General features: G+C 34.4%; 22 protein-coding genes and 1 tRNA gene. 15 read left to right on the top strand and 8 right to left on the bottom strand.

Going from position 1 to position 21,956, the window contains the following annotated elements:
• The first annotated feature begins 241 nt into the window (after window positions 1-241).
• Window positions 242-940, top strand: coding sequence for a phosphoribosylglycinamide formyltransferase (gene purN / locus AC6EIZ_RS01665; protein WP_498511831.1), 699 nt, complete (start codon window positions 242-244; stop codon window positions 938-940).
• On the opposite strand, the gene argC is transcribed toward purN, so the two are convergent.
• On the bottom strand, window positions 924-2,003 hold the full coding sequence (gene argC, locus AC6EIZ_RS01660) for an N-acetyl-gamma-glutamyl-phosphate reductase (RefSeq protein ID WP_498511829.1): 1,080 nt from the start codon (window positions 2,001-2,003) through the stop codon (window positions 924-926). The genes purN and argC overlap by 17 nt on opposite strands.
• A gap of 87 nt (window positions 2,004-2,090) precedes the next feature.
• Between argC and ribBA the strand changes: the two genes are divergently transcribed.
• On the top strand, window positions 2,091-3,776 hold the full coding sequence (ribBA, locus tag AC6EIZ_RS01655; protein ID WP_498511827.1) for a bifunctional 3,4-dihydroxy-2-butanone-4-phosphate synthase/GTP cyclohydrolase II: 1,686 nt from the start codon (window positions 2,091-2,093) through the stop codon (window positions 3,774-3,776).
• Between the two features lie 14 nt (window positions 3,777-3,790).
• Here the strand turns inward: ribBA and AC6EIZ_RS01650 are convergent, their stop codons facing one another.
• The 5 genes from AC6EIZ_RS01650 to dnaK all read right to left on the bottom strand — a co-directional run bounded on the left by AC6EIZ_RS01650 (window position 3,791) and on the right by dnaK (window position 8,610).
• Window positions 3,791-4,231 carry a peptidylprolyl isomerase gene (locus AC6EIZ_RS01650; RefSeq protein ID WP_498511825.1) on the bottom strand — a complete coding sequence of 147 codons (441 nt, stop codon included), beginning with the start codon at window positions 4,229-4,231 and terminating at the stop codon, window positions 3,791-3,793.
• Window positions 4,232-4,321: 90 nt separating this feature from the next.
• Window positions 4,322-5,254, bottom strand: coding sequence for an N-acetylmuramic acid 6-phosphate etherase (gene murQ / locus AC6EIZ_RS01645; RefSeq protein WP_498511823.1), 933 nt, complete (start codon window positions 5,252-5,254; stop codon window positions 4,322-4,324).
• A complete protein-coding gene (locus AC6EIZ_RS01640; RefSeq protein WP_498511822.1) occupies window positions 5,251-5,643 on the bottom strand; it encodes a DUF3110 domain-containing protein in 393 nt (130 codons plus the stop codon). Before AC6EIZ_RS01640 ends, murQ begins: the two co-directional genes overlap by 4 nt.
• A gap of 56 nt (window positions 5,644-5,699) precedes the next feature.
• Entirely contained in the window at window positions 5,700-6,626 is a 927-nt protein-coding gene (locus AC6EIZ_RS01635; protein ID WP_498511820.1) for a DnaJ domain-containing protein, read from the bottom strand.
• Window positions 6,610-8,610: a molecular chaperone DnaK gene (dnaK, locus tag AC6EIZ_RS01630; protein ID WP_498511818.1), complete on the bottom strand. Its 2,001-nt coding sequence runs from the start codon at window positions 8,608-8,610 to the stop codon at window positions 6,610-6,612. The genes AC6EIZ_RS01635 and dnaK overlap by 17 nt, the downstream gene beginning before the upstream one ends.
• 186 nt (window positions 8,611-8,796) lie before the next feature.
• Here dnaK and pstC point away from each other — a divergent pair, with 186 nt between their 5' ends.
• From pstC to pstB, 3 genes are read left to right on the top strand one after another with little or no spacing between them, the layout of a single operon-like run.
• Entirely contained in the window at window positions 8,797-9,714 is a 918-nt protein-coding gene (gene pstC, locus AC6EIZ_RS01625; RefSeq protein ID WP_498513155.1) for a phosphate ABC transporter permease subunit PstC, read from the top strand.
• A gap of 2 nt (window positions 9,715-9,716) precedes the next feature.
• A complete protein-coding gene (gene pstA / locus AC6EIZ_RS01620; RefSeq protein ID WP_498511816.1) occupies window positions 9,717-10,631 on the top strand; it encodes a phosphate ABC transporter permease PstA in 915 nt (304 codons plus the stop codon).
• A gap of 22 nt (window positions 10,632-10,653) precedes the next feature.
• Window positions 10,654-11,481: a phosphate ABC transporter ATP-binding protein PstB gene (gene pstB / locus AC6EIZ_RS01615; RefSeq protein WP_498511815.1), complete on the top strand. Its 828-nt coding sequence runs from the start codon at window positions 10,654-10,656 to the stop codon at window positions 11,479-11,481.
• Between the two features lie 39 nt (window positions 11,482-11,520).
• Here the strand turns inward: pstB and AC6EIZ_RS01610 are convergent.
• A tRNA-Ser gene (locus AC6EIZ_RS01610) sits at window positions 11,521-11,607 on the bottom strand.
• 215 nt (window positions 11,608-11,822) lie between these two features.
• Here AC6EIZ_RS01610 and AC6EIZ_RS01605 point away from each other — a divergent pair.
• The 8 genes from AC6EIZ_RS01605 (at window position 11,823) to psaK (ending at window position 17,770) form a co-directional block, all read left to right on the top strand.
• Window positions 11,823-12,689: an inositol monophosphatase family protein gene (locus AC6EIZ_RS01605; protein WP_498511813.1), complete on the top strand. Its 867-nt coding sequence runs from the start codon at window positions 11,823-11,825 to the stop codon at window positions 12,687-12,689.
• Between the two features lie 42 nt (window positions 12,690-12,731).
• Window positions 12,732-13,907 (top strand): ATP phosphoribosyltransferase regulatory subunit, encoded by a 1,176-nt coding sequence (locus AC6EIZ_RS01600; RefSeq protein WP_498511811.1) that lies wholly within the window; start codon window positions 12,732-12,734, stop codon window positions 13,905-13,907.
• A gap of 130 nt (window positions 13,908-14,037) precedes the next feature.
• Window positions 14,038-15,942: a molecular chaperone HtpG gene (gene htpG / locus AC6EIZ_RS01595; protein WP_498511809.1), complete on the top strand. Its 1,905-nt coding sequence runs from the start codon at window positions 14,038-14,040 to the stop codon at window positions 15,940-15,942.
• Window positions 15,943-15,987: 45 nt separating this feature from the next.
• On the top strand, window positions 15,988-16,224 hold the full coding sequence (gene rpmB, locus AC6EIZ_RS01590; RefSeq protein WP_498511807.1) for a 50S ribosomal protein L28: 237 nt from the start codon (window positions 15,988-15,990) through the stop codon (window positions 16,222-16,224).
• A gap of 18 nt (window positions 16,225-16,242) precedes the next feature.
• Window positions 16,243-16,797 (top strand): peroxiredoxin, encoded by a 555-nt coding sequence (locus AC6EIZ_RS01585; RefSeq protein WP_498511805.1) that lies wholly within the window; start codon window positions 16,243-16,245, stop codon window positions 16,795-16,797.
• On the top strand, window positions 16,790-17,098 hold the full coding sequence (locus AC6EIZ_RS01580; RefSeq protein ID WP_498511804.1) for a DUF2499 domain-containing protein: 309 nt from the start codon (window positions 16,790-16,792) through the stop codon (window positions 17,096-17,098). Before AC6EIZ_RS01585 ends, AC6EIZ_RS01580 begins: the two co-directional genes overlap by 8 nt.
• The gene (locus tag AC6EIZ_RS01575; RefSeq protein WP_498511802.1) at window positions 17,095-17,439 is read left to right on the top strand and encodes a DUF3593 domain-containing protein; all 345 of its coding nucleotides are present in this window, start codon (window positions 17,095-17,097) and stop codon (window positions 17,437-17,439) included. The genes AC6EIZ_RS01580 and AC6EIZ_RS01575 overlap by 4 nt, the downstream gene beginning before the upstream one ends.
• A 70-nt stretch (window positions 17,440-17,509) precedes the next feature.
• Window positions 17,510-17,770, top strand: coding sequence for a photosystem I reaction center subunit PsaK (gene psaK, locus AC6EIZ_RS01570; protein WP_498491981.1), 261 nt, complete (start codon window positions 17,510-17,512; stop codon window positions 17,768-17,770).
• A gap of 68 nt (window positions 17,771-17,838) precedes the next feature.
• On the opposite strand, the gene dxs is transcribed toward psaK, so the two are convergent.
• A complete protein-coding gene (gene dxs / locus AC6EIZ_RS01565) occupies window positions 17,839-19,725 on the bottom strand; it encodes a 1-deoxy-D-xylulose-5-phosphate synthase (RefSeq protein WP_498511800.1) in 1,887 nt (628 codons plus the stop codon).
• Window positions 19,726-19,844: 119 nt separating this feature from the next.
• Here dxs and ilvA point away from each other — a divergent pair, with 119 nt between their 5' ends.
• Both ilvA and scpB read left to right on the top strand, forming a co-directional pair.
• Entirely contained in the window at window positions 19,845-21,389 is a 1,545-nt protein-coding gene (gene ilvA, locus AC6EIZ_RS01560; RefSeq protein WP_498511798.1) for a threonine ammonia-lyase, biosynthetic, read from the top strand.
• A gap of 48 nt (window positions 21,390-21,437) precedes the next feature.
• Window positions 21,438-21,944, top strand: coding sequence for an SMC-Scp complex subunit ScpB (gene scpB / locus AC6EIZ_RS01555; protein ID WP_498511796.1), 507 nt, complete (start codon window positions 21,438-21,440; stop codon window positions 21,942-21,944).
• The last annotated feature ends 12 nt before the right edge of the window (window positions 21,945-21,956 follow it).

Raw genomic sequence — 21,956 nt, 5'->3', positions numbered from 1 at the left:
TCTCAAATGAGAGCCGTAAAACAAATTGATTTAATTTATATTAGTCAAGAATAGTTTTCAAATGGCAAATGTTTAGTAATTGACAAATAAAATTGTAAATAACCTTGATAATTATTTTTGTCCAAAGTTAGCGATATCTAAATGATGATTTAACATTCATTACTATTAAATATGTCTTTATATTTAGATATTGTAATTTCTTCTAATGGTCATATATTTAGTAGTAAATAATCATTATTTTATGAAACAAGATAATAAAGAATATACGGACAACAATTTATCTTGTGATTTAGATGAAGAGTGCCTAATTAGTCCTTTAGATTCAGAAAGCCCTATATTTGAGCCAAAAATACGATTAGGCATCCTTGCCTCAGGTAATGGCTCGAATTTTGAGTACATTATTAAATCCATTCTAAACAAACAACTTAACGCGGAAATCTCTATATTAATTGTCAATAATACTAATAGCTTAGCCATAAAAAAGGCAATCAAATACAAAATACCTTATGTAATTATTAATCATAAAGACTGCAATTCTAGATTAGAACACGACATGTTAGTAATGATGAAACTAGAGGAATTATCCGTAGAACTAGTTGTTATGGCAGGATGGATGAGAATTGTTGGTGAAGAAATAATTAATAGGTTTAAAAACAGACTAATTAATATACATCCATCACTTTTACCATCTTTTAAAGGCGTTGATGCGATACAACAGGCAATAGACAATAGGGTAACTATTACTGGATGTACAGTTCACTATGTCCAAAAAGAGGTTGATTCTGGCTCAATAATTATTCAAGCTGCAGTGCCTGTTAGAGAACAAGATAGTAAAGAGAGTTTAAAAAAAAGAATTCAACATATGGAACATATAATATTACCTTTAGCGATAGCAAAAGTAGCAAAGAATATAAGAACTGGCTTCAAGGATAATAAGTAATCTTTGGTAGACCAATGTCTGATTCAAGTCCGTGCATAATATTTAAATTTTGTATAGCTTGACCTGCTTGGCCTTTTAGAAGATTATCAATAACACTCATTAGTACTATTCTTCCATTACGTTTATCTACTTCAACTGAAATCATAACTTTATTAGTATTTTTAACCCATTTAGTAGCTGGATAAGTTCCTACAGGCAAGATATCAATAAATGGTTGGTTTTTATAAAAAGCTTCAATTACAATTTTGCAGTCTTCTGCTGTTAATCCAGGATCTCTTAAACGAGCATAAACTGTAGATAAAATTCCTCTAACCATTGGCACCAAATGAGGCGTAAATTGTAAATTCACTTCATGACCAGCAAAGTGACTAGCGATCTTCTCAATTTCTGCCGTATGCCTATGCCCAATGACTCCATAGGGCTTAATTGACTCGGCACATTCAGACAATAAAAGTTGTTCACTTGGATTTCTCCCTCCCCCAGATGTACCAGATTTTGCATCAATAATAATTCCTTCACTTTCTATTAATCCTTGTTTTAAGAATGGAATTAGTACACTAAGAGAGGATGTTGGGTAACAACCTGGACAAGCAATCAATCTTGATTTTGAGATCTCATTACTAAATTCCTCTGAAAAGCCATAAACAGCCTCCTCACATAATTCATAGTCATATCTTTGATATTTTGCAGCTTCTTTGGAATACACTTCCTTCCATTTGTCTAATGATTTAAATCTATAATCAGCTGATAAGTCGATTACTTTAATACCTTTTTTTAATAATAAGGGAGTTAGTTGTGATGATAAGCCGTTAGGCAGACTCAAAATTGCATAATCAGAATTCTGAGAGATTTCATCAATATTGTTTTTTGATATCTTAATATCGCTCAAAAGTTTCATAAAAGGGTTTATTTCATTCCAGCTTTTACCTACTGATCGCTCTCCATTTAAAGTTGAAATCTCAAAGCATGGATGCTCATTAATCAACTTAACGAGTTGAAGTCCTCCATACCCAGATGCTCCAATAATTGCGATCCTCCCAGCTTTCAATGTACTAATGGCCATAACATCTAGTTTATTTCGTAGAATGATGAGATATTCATTTGAGACTAATTAGCAAAGAACCATTTCACCACATACACGAGGAATAAGTTGAAATCAGAAGATTGTTATGAAATTGAATTTGATGATATAGCGGATGCTCTTGCTGCTATACGGAACGGCGAATGTGTTGTTGTAGTTGATGATGAAAAGAGAGAAAACGAAGGAGATTTAATCTGTGCTGCTCAATTTGCGACTCCTCAGCAAATTAATTTCATGGCAACTGAAGCTAGAGGCTTGATATGTCTAGCAATGCAAGGGGAACGATTAGACAAGCTAGATCTTCCCTTAATGGTCGACAGAAATACCGATTCAAACCAAACAGCCTTCACGGTAAGTATCGATGCAGGTCCTGAATTTGGTGTCTCAACTGGCATATCGGCTGAAGATAGAGCTAAAACAATTCAAGTTGCTCTTAATAGTCAAACAAAACCAATAGATTTGAGAAGACCTGGTCATATTTTTCCCTTAAGAGCAAAAATAGGTGGGGTATTAAAAAGAGCTGGTCATACAGAAGCAGCCGTAGATTTATCTTTGCTAGCTGGCCTATCTCCTGCAGGTGTTATCTGTGAAATCCAAAATCAAGATGGCTCAATGGCAAGACTGCCGGAATTAAAAACATACGCCAAGGAAAGAAATTTAAAGTTGATAAGTATTGCAGATTTAATTCATTACAGACTTGAAAATGAGCGTTTTGTGTACAGACAAGCAATTGCAAAGTTGCCTAGCTTATTTGGAGATTTCAAGGCAATTGGCTATAAGAACGAATTGGATGGATCTGAACATGTAGCGATAATAAAAGGAGATCCAGCAAATTTAAAAGAGCCCGTATTAGTAAGAATGCACTCAGAATGTCTAACTGGTGATGCATTCGGATCATTAAGGTGCGACTGCAGACCTCAATTAGAAGCGGCCTTATCAAGAATTTCTGAAGAAGGGGAAGGTGTTGTTGTATATCTAAGGCAGGAAGGAAGAGGTATAGGGTTAGTTAACAAATTAAAAGCTTATAACCTCCAGGATGGAGGATTAGATACGGTTGAAGCTAATGAGAAGTTGGGTTTTCCTGCAGACCTAAGAAATTATGGAGTAGGCGCACAAATTTTGACAGATTTAGGAATAAACAGACTTAAGTTATTAACCAATAATCCAAGAAAAATAGCAGGTCTTGGTGGATATGGACTTCAGGTTGAATCTAGAGTTCCATTAGTGATTTGTCCTGGAGATCATAATGCAGCCTATCTTGAGGTAAAAAGAGAAAAACTTGGACACTTAATTGGTAATAATATGCAGAAAAATCTATCCAATGAAAGACAAAATATTGTTGTATATTGGGATGGAAAAGTTAACGATAGCGAATTAAAACATTTTGAAGATAAAGCTAATAAATGGTCAGAGAATCATTTTTTAAATATTTCTATTCAAAACGCTCCAAGATTAATTGCTCTATGTGAAAACCCATTATTTATATGGAATGTTAGGCATAGAGATATTAAGGCTCATTTAGAAGGAAACTTAATAGATAAAAGGTTACTTGAGTCACTTCTTAAAGAACTAAGTAATTGGAAACACACAAAAAGAATTGGAATAATTAAGACAGATAATTATGAAAAACTTTTACATCCATCTCAAAATATATTAATAGAAGAGAAAGAAATTAGCGAACTTTCAAATTTTGAAAATTCGCCTTTATTTGATTGGGATTTAAAAGACAAAACCACAACTATTGAATGGAGTTAGTAAAAGTATAAATTCTATTTTATAAGACTTATACCATTGATTCTAGTACCATTAGTAATAGATAGGAGGATTTTCATATCATCAGTTTTACCAAAGACAGTATGTACTCCATCCAAATGTGGCTGCGGAGCGTGAACTAAAAAGAATTGGCTGCCGCCAGTATTCTTTCCTGCGTGCGCCATAGAAAGAGAACCCGCCACATGTTTATTTGAATTAATTTCACAATCAATAGAATAACCAGGGCCTCCAGTCCCAGGAGTGCCTCTTGACCCTTCTCTTGTATTCGGACATCCACCTTGAGCCATAAAGCCATTGATTACTCTATGGAAAGAAAGGCCATCATAAAAACCCTCTTTAACAAGCTTCAAAAAATTTTCTACTGTTTTGGGTGCATCATTATCAAAAAGGTCAATAGTCAATTGTCCTTTATCTGTTTTCATCAATACTTTTGTCATAGCTCTAGTTATTTTTTTTTATAATAACTGTTTTTAAATTCAGTGCAGGAAATATATTATAAATAATAAAAAGTTTAGATTAACTATAATTCATTCACATTTTAGCGTAGATAGTGCTGCTCTTAAATCCCCATTTGAATCATCAAGTAATTGCTTAGCTTCAATAACATCCATTCCAGACAAAGCAATCAATAAAGATAACTTTACGGATCCATTTGTCTTCTTTAGAAGTTGAACAGCAGATTCTTTATCTACCGAAGCAATATCAAATAAAATACCAATTGCTCTATCAGTTAACTTATCATTGCATATTGATAAATCAATCATTCTATTACCAAAAACCTTTCCTAATTTAATCATCACAGATGTAGAAATTATATTTAAAGCCATCTTTGTAGCTGTTCCAGCTTTTAATCTTGTAGAGCCTGCAAGAATCTCTGGTCCAGTAATAAGCCTAATATCAATATCATTATCTAAAGGTGAATCACTTTGTGGAACTGATGAAATAGAAATAGTTAGTGCTTTTATACTTTTAGAATAGTTTAATGCTCCTAGAACATATGGAGTTCTACCACTAGCTGTTATACCTATTAAGACGTCTCTAGTGTTAAAATTTCTACCTTTGAGGTCAGAAATAGCAAGCTCTGATAAATCTTCTAGAGATTCAGAACTTTTTGTTAATGATGATATTCCTCCAGCAATTATTCCTTGAACCAAATCTGGATTAGTACAAAAAGTTGGTGGGCATTCTGATGCATCAAGTACTCCTAATCTTCCTGAAGTTCCAGAACCAATATAAAATAATCTTCCATTTGATTTAAGTTTTAGCGTAATCTCATCAATAGCATCAATTATCTCAGGAATAGCTTTCTCAACAGCCTTCTGTGGTTCTTTATCAGCTTCAGAGAAAATATTGACAATTTCATTAGTGGATTTAGTATCCAAATCATACGAGGTATTATTAATCTGCTCAGTTAGTATTCGATAATTATTATTTTTCAAATCATTATTGATATTAATCATAAAAGATTTTCCAAACGTTTTTTTATGTCCTCAAGTTGATCATTAGAGGAGTTTTGTTCATTTAAATTATCTTGATTGCTCCAATTTCCTACTTCTAAGTTAGAGAGAGGTGGGGAAATCATAAGCCGTTCTTCATCTGTACTCGGAATAAATCCTTTTTCGACATAACGAGCTTCATAACCGGCTTCAACACAAAAAGCTTCAATATCCATCCTCGTTAACTCCTCAACAGATGGGGTTGGGAAATCTTGAGCTTCAAGAAGGCCACAATATCTATCAGCATCGTCCTTATCTTCGAACATAAGGATTACTGTTGTCCCTTTAAGCTCAAGGGAATGTATACCCTCACTTTCAGTCCCCGCTTCATACAAAAGGACATGAACTAACATAGGAATTAAATAATCAAATTAATTATAAATAGATAAAATGAATAAACAATATGTTTCTAATAATTCTCCATAGATAATTCATTTAAACGTTGATATAGTGCAATTTCAGAATCACTTAAACTATCTGGTAGCACAATTATTATTTCAACAATTTGATCACCCCGATACTCTTCATACACCAATCCCCGACCCCTAAGTCTCAACAACCTTCCTGTTGATGAATTAGGAGGAACTTGCAATGTTACCGAACCATTAAGTGTTGGAATATCAACAGCACAACCTAGCAAAGCATCATGAGGAAACAATTCAAGACGATACATAACTCTTAAACCATCAATCCTCAATCCTTCGGCAGTTTGAACTTTTAATTGAACAAAATGATCACGACAACCAATTGCTGCGCCTTCTATTCGTAATCTCCAACCATCGCCTGCAAACGGCGGAGTTAAAAGTTCAACGAGTGTGCCATCTTGCAACTGAATTTCAACTGATGATCCATAAAGAGCTTGTTCTGGAGAAATTTCAACAATTGATTCTTGGTCTTCATAAATTAAGGTTGGTGGTGGTGCTGGCTCACTTGTAGTAGGAATATATTCATTAAAATTAGGTTTATCAAAGTTTTCATCTTCGTCTTCATCAAAATGATCATATTGATAATCAATATGATCATTTTCTTCATTTGAATTAATTTTAATTCCTAACACAACATCTAAATACTCTTCATAAGTTGGAAATCTATTTTCAAAGATATCCTGATTTTTATTGTTTTTTTTCTCCCATTCTTTTCTCTTTTTTGGATCACTTAAAATTGCATAAGCTTCATTAATTAATTTGAATCTTTCTTCGGCATTTATATCATTTTTATTTAAATCAGGATGCCACTTTCTAGCTTCTTTCCTAAAGGCTGATTTAAGTTCACCAGGTTCACACTCCGGTGAGACTCCAAGCAGTGACCAATAATTCGGATCAACGGTAGTATTCATTATCCCAAGGATCTATATTCCTTTTTCCATAATTATTTTCACCATTTCTATTTTTGCCTTGTTGTGAATAGTCCCAAGGATCATCATCCCAGTAATCATCTGAAAATAATTCATCCTTTAAAGATCCAAAAGTATTTTTAATCCCTTGTATGGGATTACTATCAGATTTTCTTTCTGCTGATAATCGGCGGTTCAAGCCAAATAATGCTTCCTGAAGAGAACCAACTGCATATTCAAGTTCTTGCAAATCATTTTCTTGTAGAAAATCTTCAACGTCCCTCATGGCAACTTCTACAGCCCTTTGTTGTCTTTCTGCGCCATAAGGGCCCAGCTCAAGAGAAGCGTCTCTTAGTCGCCTTTCAGCTTGAGCAACAAGTGTTAAAGCATTATTTTTTTGATCAATAGATGCTCGCTTTTTTCTATCCTCAGATGCCTTTAGTTTTGACTCCTCAATCAATTTATTTACTTCATTTTGATTCAAATTTGAACCACCAGTGACACTTACAGACTGTTTCCTTCCCGTGGTTCTGTCAGTTGCGCTTACTTCTAATAAACCATTGGCATCAATATCAAAAGCTACTTGAACTTGAGGGACACCTCTTGGGGCTGGAGGAATACCAGATAATCTGAATTTACCCAATGATTTATTGTCAGAAGCCATTTGCCTCTCGCCTTGCCATATGTGAATTTCTACTGATGATTGATTCGAGGCAGATGTACTAAAAACGTCTGATTGCCTAACCGGGATGGAGGTATTCCTAGGGATAAGGACTTTCATCAATCCCCCAACAGTTTCAAGGCCTAACGAAAGAGGAGTGACATCATTTAACAAAAGGTCTCTCAGCTCTCCTGAAATGATTCCACCTTGAATTGCAGCGCCAATAGCAACTACTTCATCTGGGTTAACAGATTGACAGGGAGGATTTGGAACTAATGTTTTAACTAATTGCTTTACCATTGGCATTCTAGTACTACCACCAACTAGAACAACTTCATCAATGTCTTCGGGATTCCACCCAGAATCATCAATAACAGTATTAACAGGTTCAAATAATTTATCTAAAAGATCAGTGCAAATACTCTCGTACATTTTCCTTGAAAGAGTTGTCTCAATATGTAATGGCCCATCATTACCGGTAGAAATAAAAGGAAGTGAAATTGGAGTAGATTGAACACCCGACAGTTCTTGTTTAGCTTTCTCTGCAGCCTCAGTAAGTCTTTGTAATGATTGCCTATCTCTTCTTAAGTCTATTTTGTTTTTTTCTAAAAAATCTTCAGCAAGCCAATCAACAATTTTTTGGTCAAAATCATTACCACCCAATTGAGTATCACCACAAGTTGCCTTTACATCAAAAACGCCATTAGAAATTGACATTAAAGAAACATCAAATGTGCCTCCACCCAAATCAAAAACTAAAACCTTTCGAGAAGAACTCTTGTCAAATCCATAAGCGAGAGCTGCTGAAGTAGGTTCATTTAAAATCCTTTCAACAGATATACCAGCCAAAATCGCAGCATCTCTAGTCGCTTGCCTTTGTGAATCATTAAAGTAAGCAGGAACTGTTATTACAGCTGAATCAACATTTTCCCCTAAATAGGTTTCAGCATCGTCTATTAACTTTCTAATAATATTCCCAATCAATTCTTCAGGGGCATATTCTCTTTTTGTGATAGGAGAGGTTATGCGAACATTTCCTTGATCATTTGATCGAACGTTGTAAGGAACTGAAAGGCTTGTTTCTTCAAGCTCATCCCAAGCTCTACCAACAAATCTTTTTAAATTTGAAAAAGTGTTTTTTGGATTTAGTACTAATTGCCTCCTAGCTAGTTGACCAACTAACAATTCAGATTCTTTAGTAAAACCAACAACTGATGGTGTAGTTCTAGCTCCTTCGGCACTAGAAATTACTATGGGCCTGCCAGCCTCCAACACCGCTACGACGGAATTTGTCGTTCCCAAGTCAATGCCAACTATTCTCCCCATGGCAATACTTATTTAAGCCCCACAGTAAATAGCATTTAAGGGTATTCAATACTTATTATGTACCCTTCAACACTTAACGCCAATCATTAACCCTCTCTTAGTGAAAAATTTGAAATTACCTATAGATTCATAATGTAAATGCTTTTGCTAGTGGACAAAGCAACTACATCGAACTTTTCACTAAGAATGAGACCAACTTCTGAGAAGTTGGTAGATATTGGCTTTAAAAATTTCGTAATTGCCATGGCTTCAATGGTAGCTGTGGTTCTTTTTTCTATATTTACAGTTGTTTACTATGAATCAACCGAGTCGATTTCAAGATATGGTCTGAGATTTCTTTTTAGCTCGGCTTGGAATCCTGTTACAGATGAGTATGGAGCATTCACTGCTATATATGGAACCCTTTTTACATCAATTGCTTCATTGTTAATTGCTATTCCGTTGGGCGTTGGCACTGCAATATTTATAACTGAAAATCTAATTCCAAAATACATAAGAGATGTAATTGGCATAATGATTGAGCTTTTAGCCGCTATTCCATCAGTAGTTTTAGGACTATGGGCAGTATTTATAATGGAACCGTTTATAAGACCATTTTTAAACATAATTTATGAAATATTTGGATTCATCCCATTTTTTAGCACGCAGCCCTTTGGCGCTGGAATGATGCCTGCAATACTAATTTTGGTAGTAATGATATTACCTATAATCACTTCGATTTCAGTAGACTCATTAAATCAAGTTCCATCAAATCTTAGACAAGCTGCTTATGGAATAGGAGCCACAAGATGGACAACAATTTTAAAAGTGATTATTCCAGCAGCAATTTCGGGAATAACTGGAGGTGTTTTACTAGCGCTAGGAAGAGCCATGGGTGAAACAATGGCTGTGACAATGATTATAGGTAATTCTAATAATTTTAGCTGGTCAATCTTTGCTCCTTCATATACTATTTCATCAATGCTAGCTAATCAATTTGGAGAAGCAGATGGTAGCCAAGTCTCTTCTTTAATGTATGCAGCATTAATCCTTATGATATTAACATTAATGGTTAATGTATTTGCTCAATGGGTTGTTAAAAAATTGAGTTTAAAATATAAATAGAAATGAAATCATATCAACATACTAAATTAAACTATAATCCTTCTTTAACTAGAAATATAGGCAACAATATATTAACAATTACTGCTGCTTTTTTTGCAGCAATTTCTGTTCTCCCATTATTATTAGTCATAAGCTATATTCTAATTAAAGGTATAAGCTATATAAATATTGAGACATTAATACTTGAGCCTGAGCCTCCCGGAGACGATCTTCTATCTGCCGGAGGTATAGGACCTGCAATAACTGGAACTTTCATAATGACAGTTATTGCATCAATAATATCTATACCAGTGGGAGTAGGGGGAGGAATATATCTAGCTGAATATTCTAAGTCTGGAAGATTTGCAAAATTTATTAGATTTGGATCAAATGTTCTTGCAGGAGTCCCCTCAATAATTGCTGGTGTGTTTATATACGCAATAGTTGTATCTACAAAAATATTATTTGGCTCAATGTTTAGTGGTATAGCAGGTGGTATTTCCCTATCAATTTTAATGTTGCCAACAATTATAAAAACAACTGATGAAGCATTAAAATTAGTTCCAGATAATTTGAGAAGAGCCGCCTTCGGTATTGGCGCTTCTAAATTCACAATGATATCTAAAATCACATTGCCAGCAGCATTTAGTTCCATATCTACGGGTATACTTTTATCACTTGCTAGGGCAGCAGGTGAAACAGCACCATTAATATTTACGGCGTTATTTTCCAGATATTACATAACAAGTTTTGATGATCTTTTTTACGAAATGGGATCTTTATCAGTACTAATCTATAATTTTGCTCTTGAACCATATGAAGCACAAAATCAATTAGCTTGGGCAGCATCTTTTGTTTTAGTTGTTGTTCTTTTAAGTTTAAATATCCTATCAAGATGGATAGGAACACTTGGTGCCTTTCCTAAGAATAAAGTATAATTATGGATATAAAAATTATAAAATGATTGATAAATTAAATTCAAAAGATAAAAAATCTGTAAATGATTCTACTATTTCTGTTTCCTTAGATAATGTCTCGATTAAATATGGAAATTCAGTTGCAGTTAAAAATATCTTTTGTGATATAAAAAAAAATCAAGTTACTTCTTTTATCGGGCCGTCGGGTTGTGGCAAATCGACCGTTATTAGAGCAATAAATCGTATGAACGATTTAATTGAAGGCTGTAAATTATCAGGTAGTGTGATTTTTGAAGGCACAGATATATATGCAAAAGAAATAGATCCAGTTGAAGTTAGAAGAAGAATTGGAATGGTATTTCAACAACCTAATCCTTTCCCAAAAAGCATTTACGAAAACATTGCGTTTGGAGCGAGAGTAAATGGTTATAGAGGTGACATGGATCAATTAGTAGAGCAATCGCTTGTCAAGGCAGCAGTGTGGGATGAATGCAAGGATAAATTAAACGAAAGTGGTTATTCATTATCTGGGGGGCAACAACAAAGATTATGTATAGCAAGAACAATCGCAATTGAACCTGATGTGATTTTAATGGATGAGCCATGCTCAGCACTTGATCCATTATCTACATTAAAAATTGAAGAGACAATACATGAATTAAAGAAGAATTATACAATCATAATTGTTACTCACAATATGCAACAAGCTAATAGAGTGAGTGATTTTACAGCATTTTTTAATACAGAAAAGAAAGGTAAAGATCTTGGAGGAAAAGTTGGATTCTTAGTAGAGTTTAGTAAAACAAAGAATATGTTCAATTCACCAAAGCAGAAATCTACTCAAGACTATATTTCTGGAAAATTTGGATAATCACTCATAGCATTATGATTAAAAACCAATATGAAGGAGCGGAGAGAGAGGGATTCGAACCCTCGATAGGGTTGCCCCTATACAGCATTTCCAGTGCTGCGCCTTCAACCACTCGGCCACCTCTCCTTAAATTCAGCAATGAAATTATTTTTCGATTGCTTAATTTAAATATATACCACAAGAGAGGTCTTATTAAAGATTTCAATGTTGGAATTATCTATTAAATATTTTCAAGTCAAACAAAGCCCTATAAATCATTATTTTATTAACGAGAATAAATTGATTTACAGACAAATAGAATCTTCTAATATTAGACGATTATTATAAATAAAAAAATAGCTATGATTATACCTTCCTGTAAAAACGCAGCTATAGATGCAGATTTAACTAAAGATGAAATTAGTAAATTATTAGAGATTTCTAAGCAAGCCGCAGAAAAAGGTGGTGCTTCACTAATGAATAATTATGGAAAGATTAAAACCATAAAATGTAAGGGAACTGCTGGAGATCTTGTTACTAATGCAGATATAGAATGTGAAAAGATAATAATAGATTATCTAGAAAAAGAGACACCTAATATTTCTATTCTTGCTGAAGAAAGTGGATATAAATTAAAAGACGGAGAATTAAAATGGTGCATAGATCCTCTTGATGGAACAACAAATTATGCCCATGGATATCCATTTTTCGCAACTTCAGTAGGATTAATTTGGAATAGCAATCCAATATTGGGATCAATATCAGTACCTTCATTGAATGAAATTTATTATGCTTCTCCAGAACATGGATCATTTTGTAATGGCGAAAAAATAAATGTCACTCACACATCTTCCTTGTCTAATTCACTCTTAGTTACTGGTTTCGCTTATGACAGAAGAGAAGTAACAGATAATAATTATTCAGAATTTTGTTGGCTAACTCATCGTACACACGGTGTCAGAAGAGGGGGAGCAGCCGCCGTAGATCTAGCATTTGTAGCATCAGGCAAAGTGGATGGTTTCTGGGAACGCGGTCTTGCTAAATGGGATATGGCAGCAGGAGTTCCAATAGTGGAAATGGCAGGTGGGATAGTAACTAATTATCCTTCCGGTGATTTTGATCTGAACAGCGGCAGAATTCTTGCTTGTAGTCCAGAGATAAAAAATGAGCTTATAAACGAACTTAAACAAATTAGACCATTAACACCTAACTCTTATGGTGGAAAATAATCCGAATTTATGTGATCCTTAAGCAATAAAAAGATTCAAATAATGACCTTGCAACCTGCCTCGGGTGCGCGTGACTTAAATCCTCAGCAAGTAAAAAAGAACCATCTTATTGCCTCGAAACTTTCATCTTTATATCAACTATGGGGATACGAGCGAATATCACCGCCACATATTGAGCGTATAGAAACACTTATGGCAGCTGGTGGTATTTCCAATAATGAAATACTAAAAATCGTTTCTGATGAACCTCTTGGGTTAAGGCCAGAAATAACTGCGTCAATTGTACGTGCTGCTTCAACTCGATTCAATGAATACGAAAGGCCACTTCGTTTTTGGTCAACAGGAACTTCATTTAAATGTAATCAAAGCATCGATGGCGGTATTGATATTGAAGAGTCATTTCAAAGCGGAGTTGAATTAATAGGAACTAAAGCAATTAATGCAGAGATAGAACTTCTATCTCTGCTGATCGAATCATTAGAAGTAATTGAAATTGATCAGAAATATAAATTGACTTTACTTATTGGAAATACATATCTATTGGAACTTATTTTAGGCTCATTTGATTCAACCAGAATAAACCAAATAAAAAATATTCTCTGCAATCTTGATTACATAGAATTGAGTATTCTTGATGTAAAAGATGAACAAAGAAAGTTTATAAAAAATATAATGAAAATGAGAGGCACACCAGAACAGGTATTAAATAATTTAACAACAATTTATGGCTCGAATTCTTACATTGATAACCTAAAGGAATTATTTACAATTATTGAGCCCTTGGCTAAAGAGAAGGGGATAGAAGTACAACTAGACCCAACATTAGGGACCAAATATAAATTATATAGTGGATTAACATTTTCTCTTGTTTCATCATATTCAAGTGCTCCAGTTATCCTTGCGAAAGGCGGGAGATATGATGATTTAGTAAAGAAATTTAGTTCAAGCGATCAGAATTGCTTCGGAATCGGATTTAGTATTAGCATTGATAAAGTAAGGGAATTAATCTCATCAAGCGAGGAAATGATAGGTAATAATGAAAAAGTATTAATAGCATATAAGCAAAGTGCAAGTTTGTATAAAGCATTAAAACGCCAAAAAGAATTTCATGTTCAAGGGATTGTCTCCTTAATTTCACATGAACCCCTAAAGACAAATGATGCAACTCATCAACTTCTAAAATCTAATAGATGTACTAAAATAGAATGGATAGATTGATATCAATCACCCATATCTTTTTAATGATTGTCAGGGATCGATAACTATTGAGCTTTAAAAAATAACACTTTTGCTTTTAAAACCTAAATAGAAATTTGTATCGCTATGATGATTGAAATTTAGTTAAGTCATGTCTGTTAAAGAAGAAGGAACTATTCTAATTCACACAGAAAATATATTTCCAATAATCAAAAAAGCAGTCTACTCAGATCATGAAATATTCATTAGAGAGCTTATAAGTAACTCGGTAGATGCAATCAAGAAAAGGAAAATGGCTGCCTTTGCAGGAGATTGTGTCGCAGCTGAAGATGAAAAAATAAAAATCTCAATTGATAGAGAACATAAGACATTGACAATTAGTGACAATGGTATAGGAATGACTAGTGATGAAATTAAGAAATATATTAATCAAGTAGCTTTCTCAAGTGCAGAAGAATTTCTTGAGAAATATAAACAAACAGATGATAGATTCATAGGTCATTTTGGACTCGGTTTTTATTCTAGTTTTATGGTTGCAGAAGAAGTTGAAATAATAACTAAGTCAGCAAAGAATGATTCACAAGCTATTCAATGGAAATGCAATGGTTCGCCTGAATATTCACTTGATGAATCAGATAAAGAAGAAATAGGTACAGATATAATTTTACATTTAATGGAAGAAGAAAATGAATACATTGAACCAAGCAGGATTAAAACATTAATTAAAAAATATTGTGATTTCATGCCTATTGAAATCTTGCTTGAAGAAGAAGTTATCAATAAAATGAATCCACCATGGAGAGAAAACAAACAAAATCTTAAAGATGAAGATTATATTGAACTTTACAAATATCTCTATCCTTTTCAAGGCGATCCTCTTTTATGGGTTCACCTAAACACTGACTATCCATACAGTTTGCAAGGGATATTATATTTTCCAAAAATAAGTGGAAGAGCAGATTGGGAAAGTGGTGAAATCAAATTATTCTGTAATCAGGTATTTGTTAGCGACTCAATTAAAGAAATTGTTCCTAGATACTTATTACCTTTGAGGGGAGTAATAGATTCACCCGACATTCCCTTAAATGTAAGCAGAAGCGCACTACAATCAGACAGAAGAGTTAAATCTATCGGTAACTTTATCGCAAAGAAGTTAGCCGATAAGCTTACAACATTAAAGAAAGATGAAACTCAATTTTATGCTGATATTTGGGACTCCATATCACCCTTTATAAAAATAGGTGCTATGGAAGATGAGAAATTTGCCGAACAAGTAAAAGAGATAATTTTATATTCGACAACAAAAACCACTTCAGCAGATAATGAAGAAACTAATGAACTAATAAAATCTGGTTCAAAGACTTTTACCACTCTTGAAGGTTATAAGAATAGGCTAACTGATGAGAACAAAAAGGTTTTATATTCAACAGATGAAGTCTCTCAATCAACAGCACTCAACATGTGGACTTCGCAAGGCAAAGAAGTTTTAAAACTTGATACTGTTATTGATACCCAATTTATTCCTTGGTTAGAAGAAAAAAATAAAGAAATAAATTTTGTGAGAGTTGACTCAGAACTTGATGAAAGTATTAAAGATGATTCGCCTGAAATTGCAGATAAAGATGGAAATACAAAGTCAGAAACACTTAAAAAGATAATTAGTTCATCTCTAAACAATGAAAAAGTCACCGTACAAGTTCAAAGCCTTAAAGGTGAAAATTCTCCTCCTTCATTAATATTATTACCAGAACAAATGAGAAGAATTAATGATATAACAGCACTAATGGAACAGAAACTTCCTGGTCTGCCTGAATATCATAATTTAATCGTCAATTCAAACCATCCACTTATTGAAGGATTACTAAAATTAAATTCCAACTCTATAATCGTTGAAGGATCTAGCAAATCAGAGGAGACTCAATTAGCCAATGACATAGCTATACATGTTTATGAGATGGCAAAACTATCAATTGGAGGTCTAGAAAATAAGGATATTGCAGCTTTTCAAACTAGGAATGCTGAGGTGTTAGGGAAATTAATGCAAAAATTGGTGTAATCTCAACCTCATTTGATAGAATAAAAATAAGATTAAGTTTGAAAAATGTCTAGGGTTTGCCAACTTACAGGCACAAGAGCTAATAACGGAATGTCAGTCAGCCATTCCCATATTAGAACAAAAAAACTGCAGCAAGCAAATTTGCAGCAGCGAAGATTATGGTGGGAAGAAGAAAACAAATGGATAAATATAAGAGTAACGACAAGAGTACTAAAAACTATTCAGAAGAAGGGATTAGGTAAGTATGCAAAATCATTAGGGGTAGATTTGAACAAACTTTAAATTTGATTAGGTAATCAAATGAATAGAAGAAAATTTGTAAAATATTTTTTTTTATTTTCCAGTATTTTATTGATTAAACCCTCAAGACTATTTGCAAGTATCAATTCTGTTGGTCTTGGGAAAAAAGCACCTAATTTTTCATTAAATGGTTTCAACAAAAACTATCCTAATCAAAAGGAATGGTCTCTAGATGATTTTTCAGGTAAATGGTTAATTTTATATTTTTATCCTAAGGATTTCTCAAGTGGTTGTACGTTACAAGCCAAAGCATTTCAAGATAATCTTTCTAAGTTTAAAAAACTTAATTCCTTTGTAGTTGGAATCTCTGCTGACAATCAAGAAGAACATGAATCATTCTGTACATCCGCAAAACTTGGATATACCCTACTTTCAGATACAACAGGAGAAATAAGTAAATCATATGATTCATGGTTAAATCCCTATTCAAAAAGAAATACATTCTTGATCAATCCAGAGGGTATAGTTGTATATAAATGGATAGGAGTAAAACCCATTGGACATGCTCAAGAAGTTTTAGAAGAGCTTATTAAACAGAAGCAAATATATGCATGAACTTTCATTAGGGACATGGTTTATCCACATTGCAACTCTACTTGAGTGGGGGATTGCAATAATAATAATTGACTATATTTCATCAATATCAAATAACAAGTCTTTAGGTTATTTTGCTTTAGCAATGTTGCCAAATCTAGCAAGTGCAATGGCAGCAATTACGTGGCATATATTTGATAACAGTATTGAATTAAAAGGATTAGTTGTGCTTCAGGCAGCTCTGACAACTATAGGAAATATATCTCTTGCATTTGCGGCATGGAACTTGTTTCGATCTGAGTCATCACAACCAAACCAATGAATATTTCAATTCTTAGTCTTGAGTCAATTGCACGAATTGATCCTAGTCCATTCTTTATCCTTTCACTAATTCCTTATCTACTATTCCTGCGTTACGCTGGCAAAACAAAAGCGATACCAAAAATATCATTTTTAGGATTTAAGTTAACTCTCTTATTTGTATTCATGACGATTGTTTTTGCAATAATCGCGCAAATTTATTTTGGGGATGAACTAACAAATGTAGATGTACTACACGGGCTAGCAGAATCGTTTTTAACGATTAGCGATGCTTTTGTTGTCTACGGTTTTGTTTTGATGCTGCAGTCAATCAAAACTAAAACAGAAGTAAAAAACTCTTAAGAGGTGAGTAACATTTGACGCAAAAGCATTGTTTATGGTCGATAATGAAATTATTCAATAGGGATAAAAGATGTTGACAACATTACTAGCAGCTGCTGATCCAGTGACATTTCAGTGGTCTCCAAAATGTGCAGTTGTGATGATCATTTGCAATTTACTTGCATATGCTATAGCTAGATCAAATATTGAAAAGCCAAACGAAGGTTTCCCAATGCCTAATTCACAATTTTATGGCGGACTAAGTCATGGTTCTTTTGTTGCCGCGAACTGTTTAGGTCATGTTTTGGGAATAGGTTCAATTTTGGGACTAGCAGCAAGAGGCGTTTTATAAAATAATTTCGAAACTTAATTACAGTTGAAAAGGATTATCAAAAAAATAATCCTTTTTTTATTAAAAAATTAATTAAATTTAAATTTATTTTTAATTTGATCTGCCATCTTTTCTGGAGTCAAGCCAAGAGATTCCTTGCTTTGCTGAGGAGTTGCATGATCTACTAATTGATCTGGTATACCAATTCTTAATGTAGGAACAAAAATATCATTTTCATTAAAAGATTCAAGAACTGCTGATCCAAAGCCCCCCAACAATGTTCCTTCTTCCATTGTTACTACTTTACCAATTCTATTTACAGCATTATGAATAGTTTCCTCATCTAATGGTCTGACAAAGCGAGCATTAATCACAGTGCTATTTACTCCAAATTCTTTAAGTATTGCTGCTGTTTTAATTGCTGGGCAAACCATAGAACCATAGCCAATTATTAATAAATCTTCGCCCTCTTCTATTATCTCCGCCTTACCAATTTCTAGAGACGCCCACCCTTCTTCCATCAACGCTGCTCCTTCACCTGACCCTCTTGGTATTCTTAGCGCTGAAGGACCATTGTGATTGATACATGTAACAAGCATTTGCTGTAATTCAGACTCATCTTTTGGAGCCATAACAGTAAAGTTTGGGACACATCTTAAATAACTAATGTCATATTGCCCCTGATGAGTCGGGCCATCTGCACCAACAATTCCGGCTCTATCTAAAACAAAAGTTACAGGTAAATTCTGTATTCCAATATCGTGAATTAACTGATCATATGCTCGTTGTAAGAAAGTACTGTAAATCGCTACAACTGGTTTGATCCCTTCGCAAGCCATTCCACCAGCGAGAGTTACAGCATGTTGTTCAGCTATACCAACATCTACATATTGATCAGGAATAGCTTTCTGTAAAAGATTTAAAGCAGTACCTTCTGCCATCGCTGCAGTAATTCCAACAATCTTGCTGTCTTGCTCGCAAAGTTTTACTAAAGTTTGACCAAAAACCTTACTAAAACTTGGAGGTTTAGGGGTTTTAGAAGGAATAGATTTGCCTGTTGTCAAATCAAAAGAAGACTGAGCGTGGTATCCAACCTGGTCAGCCTCAGCATACGGATAACCTTTTCCCTTAGTAGTAGCGACATGGACCATTACTGGTCCACCAACTTTATGCGCAGCATTAAATGTCCGAATTAATGCAGAAATATCATGTCCATCAACTGGACCCATATAAGTAAAGCCCAATTCCTCAAATACGGCACCAACGCTAGGAACTGCCAAACGTCTAACGCTTCCACTAAGAGATTTAAATTCTTCTTGGATAGCATCTCCCATAAATGGGAGATTTTTGACACTTTCTTGAACACTGTCCGATATAAATTGGACAGGTGGACTGTGCCGCATACGATTTAAGTAAGTAGACAATGCTCCAACAGGAGGGGAAATAGACATGTCATTATCATTCAAAACAACCAAAAGAGGAGTTTTTGGTAGGTGTCCAGCATGATTTATAGCCTCTAATGCCATTCCACCGGTTAATGCACCATCACCAATCACGGCTACACATTTATAGTCTTCACCTTTTCTATCTCTTGCAATCGCCATTCCAAGAGCAGCTGAAATAGAGGTGCTCGCATGCCCTGCTCCAAAATGATCAAATTTACTTTCAGTTCTTTTTAGGTAACCAGCTACTCCTTTTTGCTGTCTAAGTGTATCAAATCTGTCATATCTTCCAGTAATTAACTTGTGAGGATATGCTTGATGTCCAACATCCCAAATAACTTTATCGACATCTAAATCTAAAGTCTGATAGAGAGCAATTGTTAACTCAACAACACCAAGACCTGGACCTAAGTGGCCACCACTAGTAGAAACTACTTGAAGATGTCTTTCTCTAATTTGACAAGCAACATCTTCCAATTCACTAATGGCTAATCCATGAAGCTCATTTGGATGACTTAACTGGCTCAGACGCATATAACTCTGAGATTGAATTCTCCCAATCTACGAGGTCTACCCTACATTTTGATAAAACTTGCACAAGAACAAATGGAATGTAGAAAATATATAAACTCAAAATCTGCGAGAAACTAGATATGGAGGACTATTTACAGAAAATACTAAGAGCTCGCGTTTATGACGTTGCTGAAGAAACACCACTAGAAAGGGCAAAAAACTTAAGCAAAAAATTCAAAAACAATATTTGGCTGAAGAGAGAAGACCTTCAACAAGTCTTTTCATTCAAGTTAAGAGGTGCATTTAACCGCATGTCGCAGCTAACCAAGGAAGAGCTTTCTAAAGGAGTGATTGCATCAAGTGCCGGCAACCATGCCCAGGGAGTTGCCTTAAGTGCCTCATTCCTTAAATGTAGATCAGTGATAGTGATGCCTCTGACAACTCCCATAATGAAAGTAAGAGCTGTTGAGTCACACAAAGCAGAAGTTATTCTTTACGGGGAAACTTATGATGAATGCTATGAAAAAGCATTAGAAATTTCAAAGAAAGAAAATCTAACATTCATTCATCCATTTGATGATCCAGAAGTAATAGCTGGACAGGGAACAATAGGTCTAGAAATACTTAGACAGAGTCATAAGCCACCTAACGCAATTTATATTGCAGTAGGAGGAGGAGGACTAATAGCTGGAGTAAGTTCATACGTAAAAGCAATTTGGCCAGATACAAAGATTATTGGTGTTGAACCGGAAGATGCCTGCGCAATGACACTCTCAATAAAAGCTAATAAACCAGTAGAGCTTGAAAGTGTTGGATTGTTCGCAGACGGTGTTGCGGTAAGGAAAGTAGGAAAAAACACGTTCAAAATTTGTAAAAAATATGTTGATGAAATGGTTACTGTAAATACTGATGAAATTTGTGCGGCTATAAAAGATGTTTTCGAGGATACACGATCAATTCTTGAACCTGCAGGGGCACTATCTATTGCTGGATTAAAAAAACATGTTTTTAATAATCAGTTAAAAGATAACCATCTCATTGCAATAGCTTGTGGAGCAAATATGAATTTTGAACGACTAAGATTTGTAGCAGAAAGGGCAGAATTAGGTGAAGAAAAAGAAGCTATGTTAGCGGTGGGAATTCCTGAAAAAGCTGGAAGCTTAAAGATTTTATGCGAAACACTAGGGTCTCGTAGTTTAACTGAATTTAGTTACAGAATGTCAGAAGGTAAAACAGCACAAATATTTATGGGTGTAGAAGTGTCAGATATCAATGATCGAAGATTATTAGTTAATGAAATCAAGCAAAAAGGTTTTGATTGTCTTGATTTAAGCAACGATGAATTATCAAAGGTTCATCTCAGACATATGGTTGGCGGGCGACTACCAAGAACAATAAATCAAGTATTTAAAAAAGAATGCAGAGAATTACTCTATAGATTTGAATTTCCAGAAAGGCCTGGAGCTTTAATGAGATTTGTAAACTCAATGAGACCAGAGTGGACAATAAGTATCTTCCATTATCGAAACCATGGTGCTGATACTGGAAGAATCGTAATAGGTGTGCTGGTAAACGATTCCGACATTCCCGCTTGGAATGAATTTGTTGAAGAAGTTGGCTACAAAAATTGGAAAGAGACCGATAATCCAGCTTATAAATTATTTTTAGGTGCAGACTTTAATTAGACGCGGTAATTTTGGATATAAAAGAAAATAAATTCTAAACGCAAGATCATGAATGAAAGCAGAGAAATATCATTACCAGCGAAGATAGAGGCAGTCCTTTATCTCAAAGGAAGGCCAACATCATCAAAAGAGATGGCTGATCTACTTAATAAAGACATTGCTGAAGTTGAAAAAGCACTCTGGGAACTAAAGGCAGGATATGCGCAGCGTGACACTTCTCTAGAAATAAACGAAAGTAAAAATTATTACAGTTTGGAATTAAGGCAAGGACTTGGTGAGTTAGTTCAAGATCTCCTCCCAGCAGATTTATCGATAGCAACACTAAGAACCCTTGCAACTATTGCACTAAAGAAAAAGATCCTTCAATCAGAATTGGTTGATCTCAGAGGATCCGGTGCATACGATCACATTAAAGAGCTTGTAGAGAAAAACTTCGTGGAAAGAAGGCGACAGAAGGATGGACGTTCTTTCTGGTTAACACTTTCAGAAAAATTTCATCAAACTTTTTCTGTATTACCTGAACCAGATCAAGCAGAAGACAAAAAGGCGGCGTAATATAATACAAAA

The organism is Prochlorococcus sp. G4PB16, from assembly GCF_059772465.1.
The sequence above is the reverse complement of the archived record's forward strand: the minus strand, read 5'-3'. Positions and strand labels throughout refer to the sequence as shown.

Coding starts and splice junctions, on each gene's coding strand:
- AC6EIZ_RS01635 (WP_498511820.1), bottom strand. CDS start 6,626: ATGAATACTACCGTTGATCCGAATTATTGGTCACTGCTTGGAGTCTCA.
- AC6EIZ_RS01585 (WP_498511805.1), top strand. CDS start 16,243: ATGAATAGAAGAAAATTTGTAAAATATTTTTTTTTATTTTCCAGTATT.
- scpB (WP_498511796.1), top strand. CDS start 21,438: ATGAATGAAAGCAGAGAAATATCATTACCAGCGAAGATAGAGGCAGTC.
- AC6EIZ_RS01605 (WP_498511813.1), top strand. CDS start 11,823: ATGATTATACCTTCCTGTAAAAACGCAGCTATAGATGCAGATTTAACT.
- dxs (WP_498511800.1), bottom strand. CDS start 19,725: ATGCGTCTGAGCCAGTTAAGTCATCCAAATGAGCTTCATGGATTAGCC.
- dnaK (WP_498511818.1), bottom strand. CDS start 8,610: ATGGGGAGAATAGTTGGCATTGACTTGGGAACGACAAATTCCGTCGTA.
- purN (WP_498511831.1), top strand. CDS start 242: ATGAAACAAGATAATAAAGAATATACGGACAACAATTTATCTTGTGAT.
- psaK (WP_498491981.1), top strand. CDS start 17,510: ATGTTGACAACATTACTAGCAGCTGCTGATCCAGTGACATTTCAGTGG.
- AC6EIZ_RS01575 (WP_498511802.1), top strand. CDS start 17,095: ATGAATATTTCAATTCTTAGTCTTGAGTCAATTGCACGAATTGATCCT.
- pstC (WP_498513155.1), top strand. CDS start 8,797: ATGAGACCAACTTCTGAGAAGTTGGTAGATATTGGCTTTAAAAATTTC.
- pstA (WP_498511816.1), top strand. CDS start 9,717: ATGAAATCATATCAACATACTAAATTAAACTATAATCCTTCTTTAACT.
- rpmB (WP_498511807.1), top strand. CDS start 15,988: ATGTCTAGGGTTTGCCAACTTACAGGCACAAGAGCTAATAACGGAATG.
- htpG (WP_498511809.1), top strand. CDS start 14,038: ATGTCTGTTAAAGAAGAAGGAACTATTCTAATTCACACAGAAAATATA.
- ilvA (WP_498511798.1), top strand. CDS start 19,845: ATGGAGGACTATTTACAGAAAATACTAAGAGCTCGCGTTTATGACGTT.
- AC6EIZ_RS01580 (WP_498511804.1), top strand. CDS start 16,790: ATGCATGAACTTTCATTAGGGACATGGTTTATCCACATTGCAACTCTA.
- AC6EIZ_RS01650 (WP_498511825.1), bottom strand. CDS start 4,231: ATGACAAAAGTATTGATGAAAACAGATAAAGGACAATTGACTATTGAC.
- argC (WP_498511829.1), bottom strand. CDS start 2,003: ATGGCCATTAGTACATTGAAAGCTGGGAGGATCGCAATTATTGGAGCA.
- murQ (WP_498511823.1), bottom strand. CDS start 5,254: ATGATTAATATCAATAATGATTTGAAAAATAATAATTATCGAATACTA.
- AC6EIZ_RS01640 (WP_498511822.1), bottom strand. CDS start 5,643: ATGTTAGTTCATGTCCTTTTGTATGAAGCGGGGACTGAAAGTGAGGGT.
- AC6EIZ_RS01600 (WP_498511811.1), top strand. CDS start 12,732: ATGACCTTGCAACCTGCCTCGGGTGCGCGTGACTTAAATCCTCAGCAA.
- pstB (WP_498511815.1), top strand. CDS start 10,654: ATGATTGATAAATTAAATTCAAAAGATAAAAAATCTGTAAATGATTCT.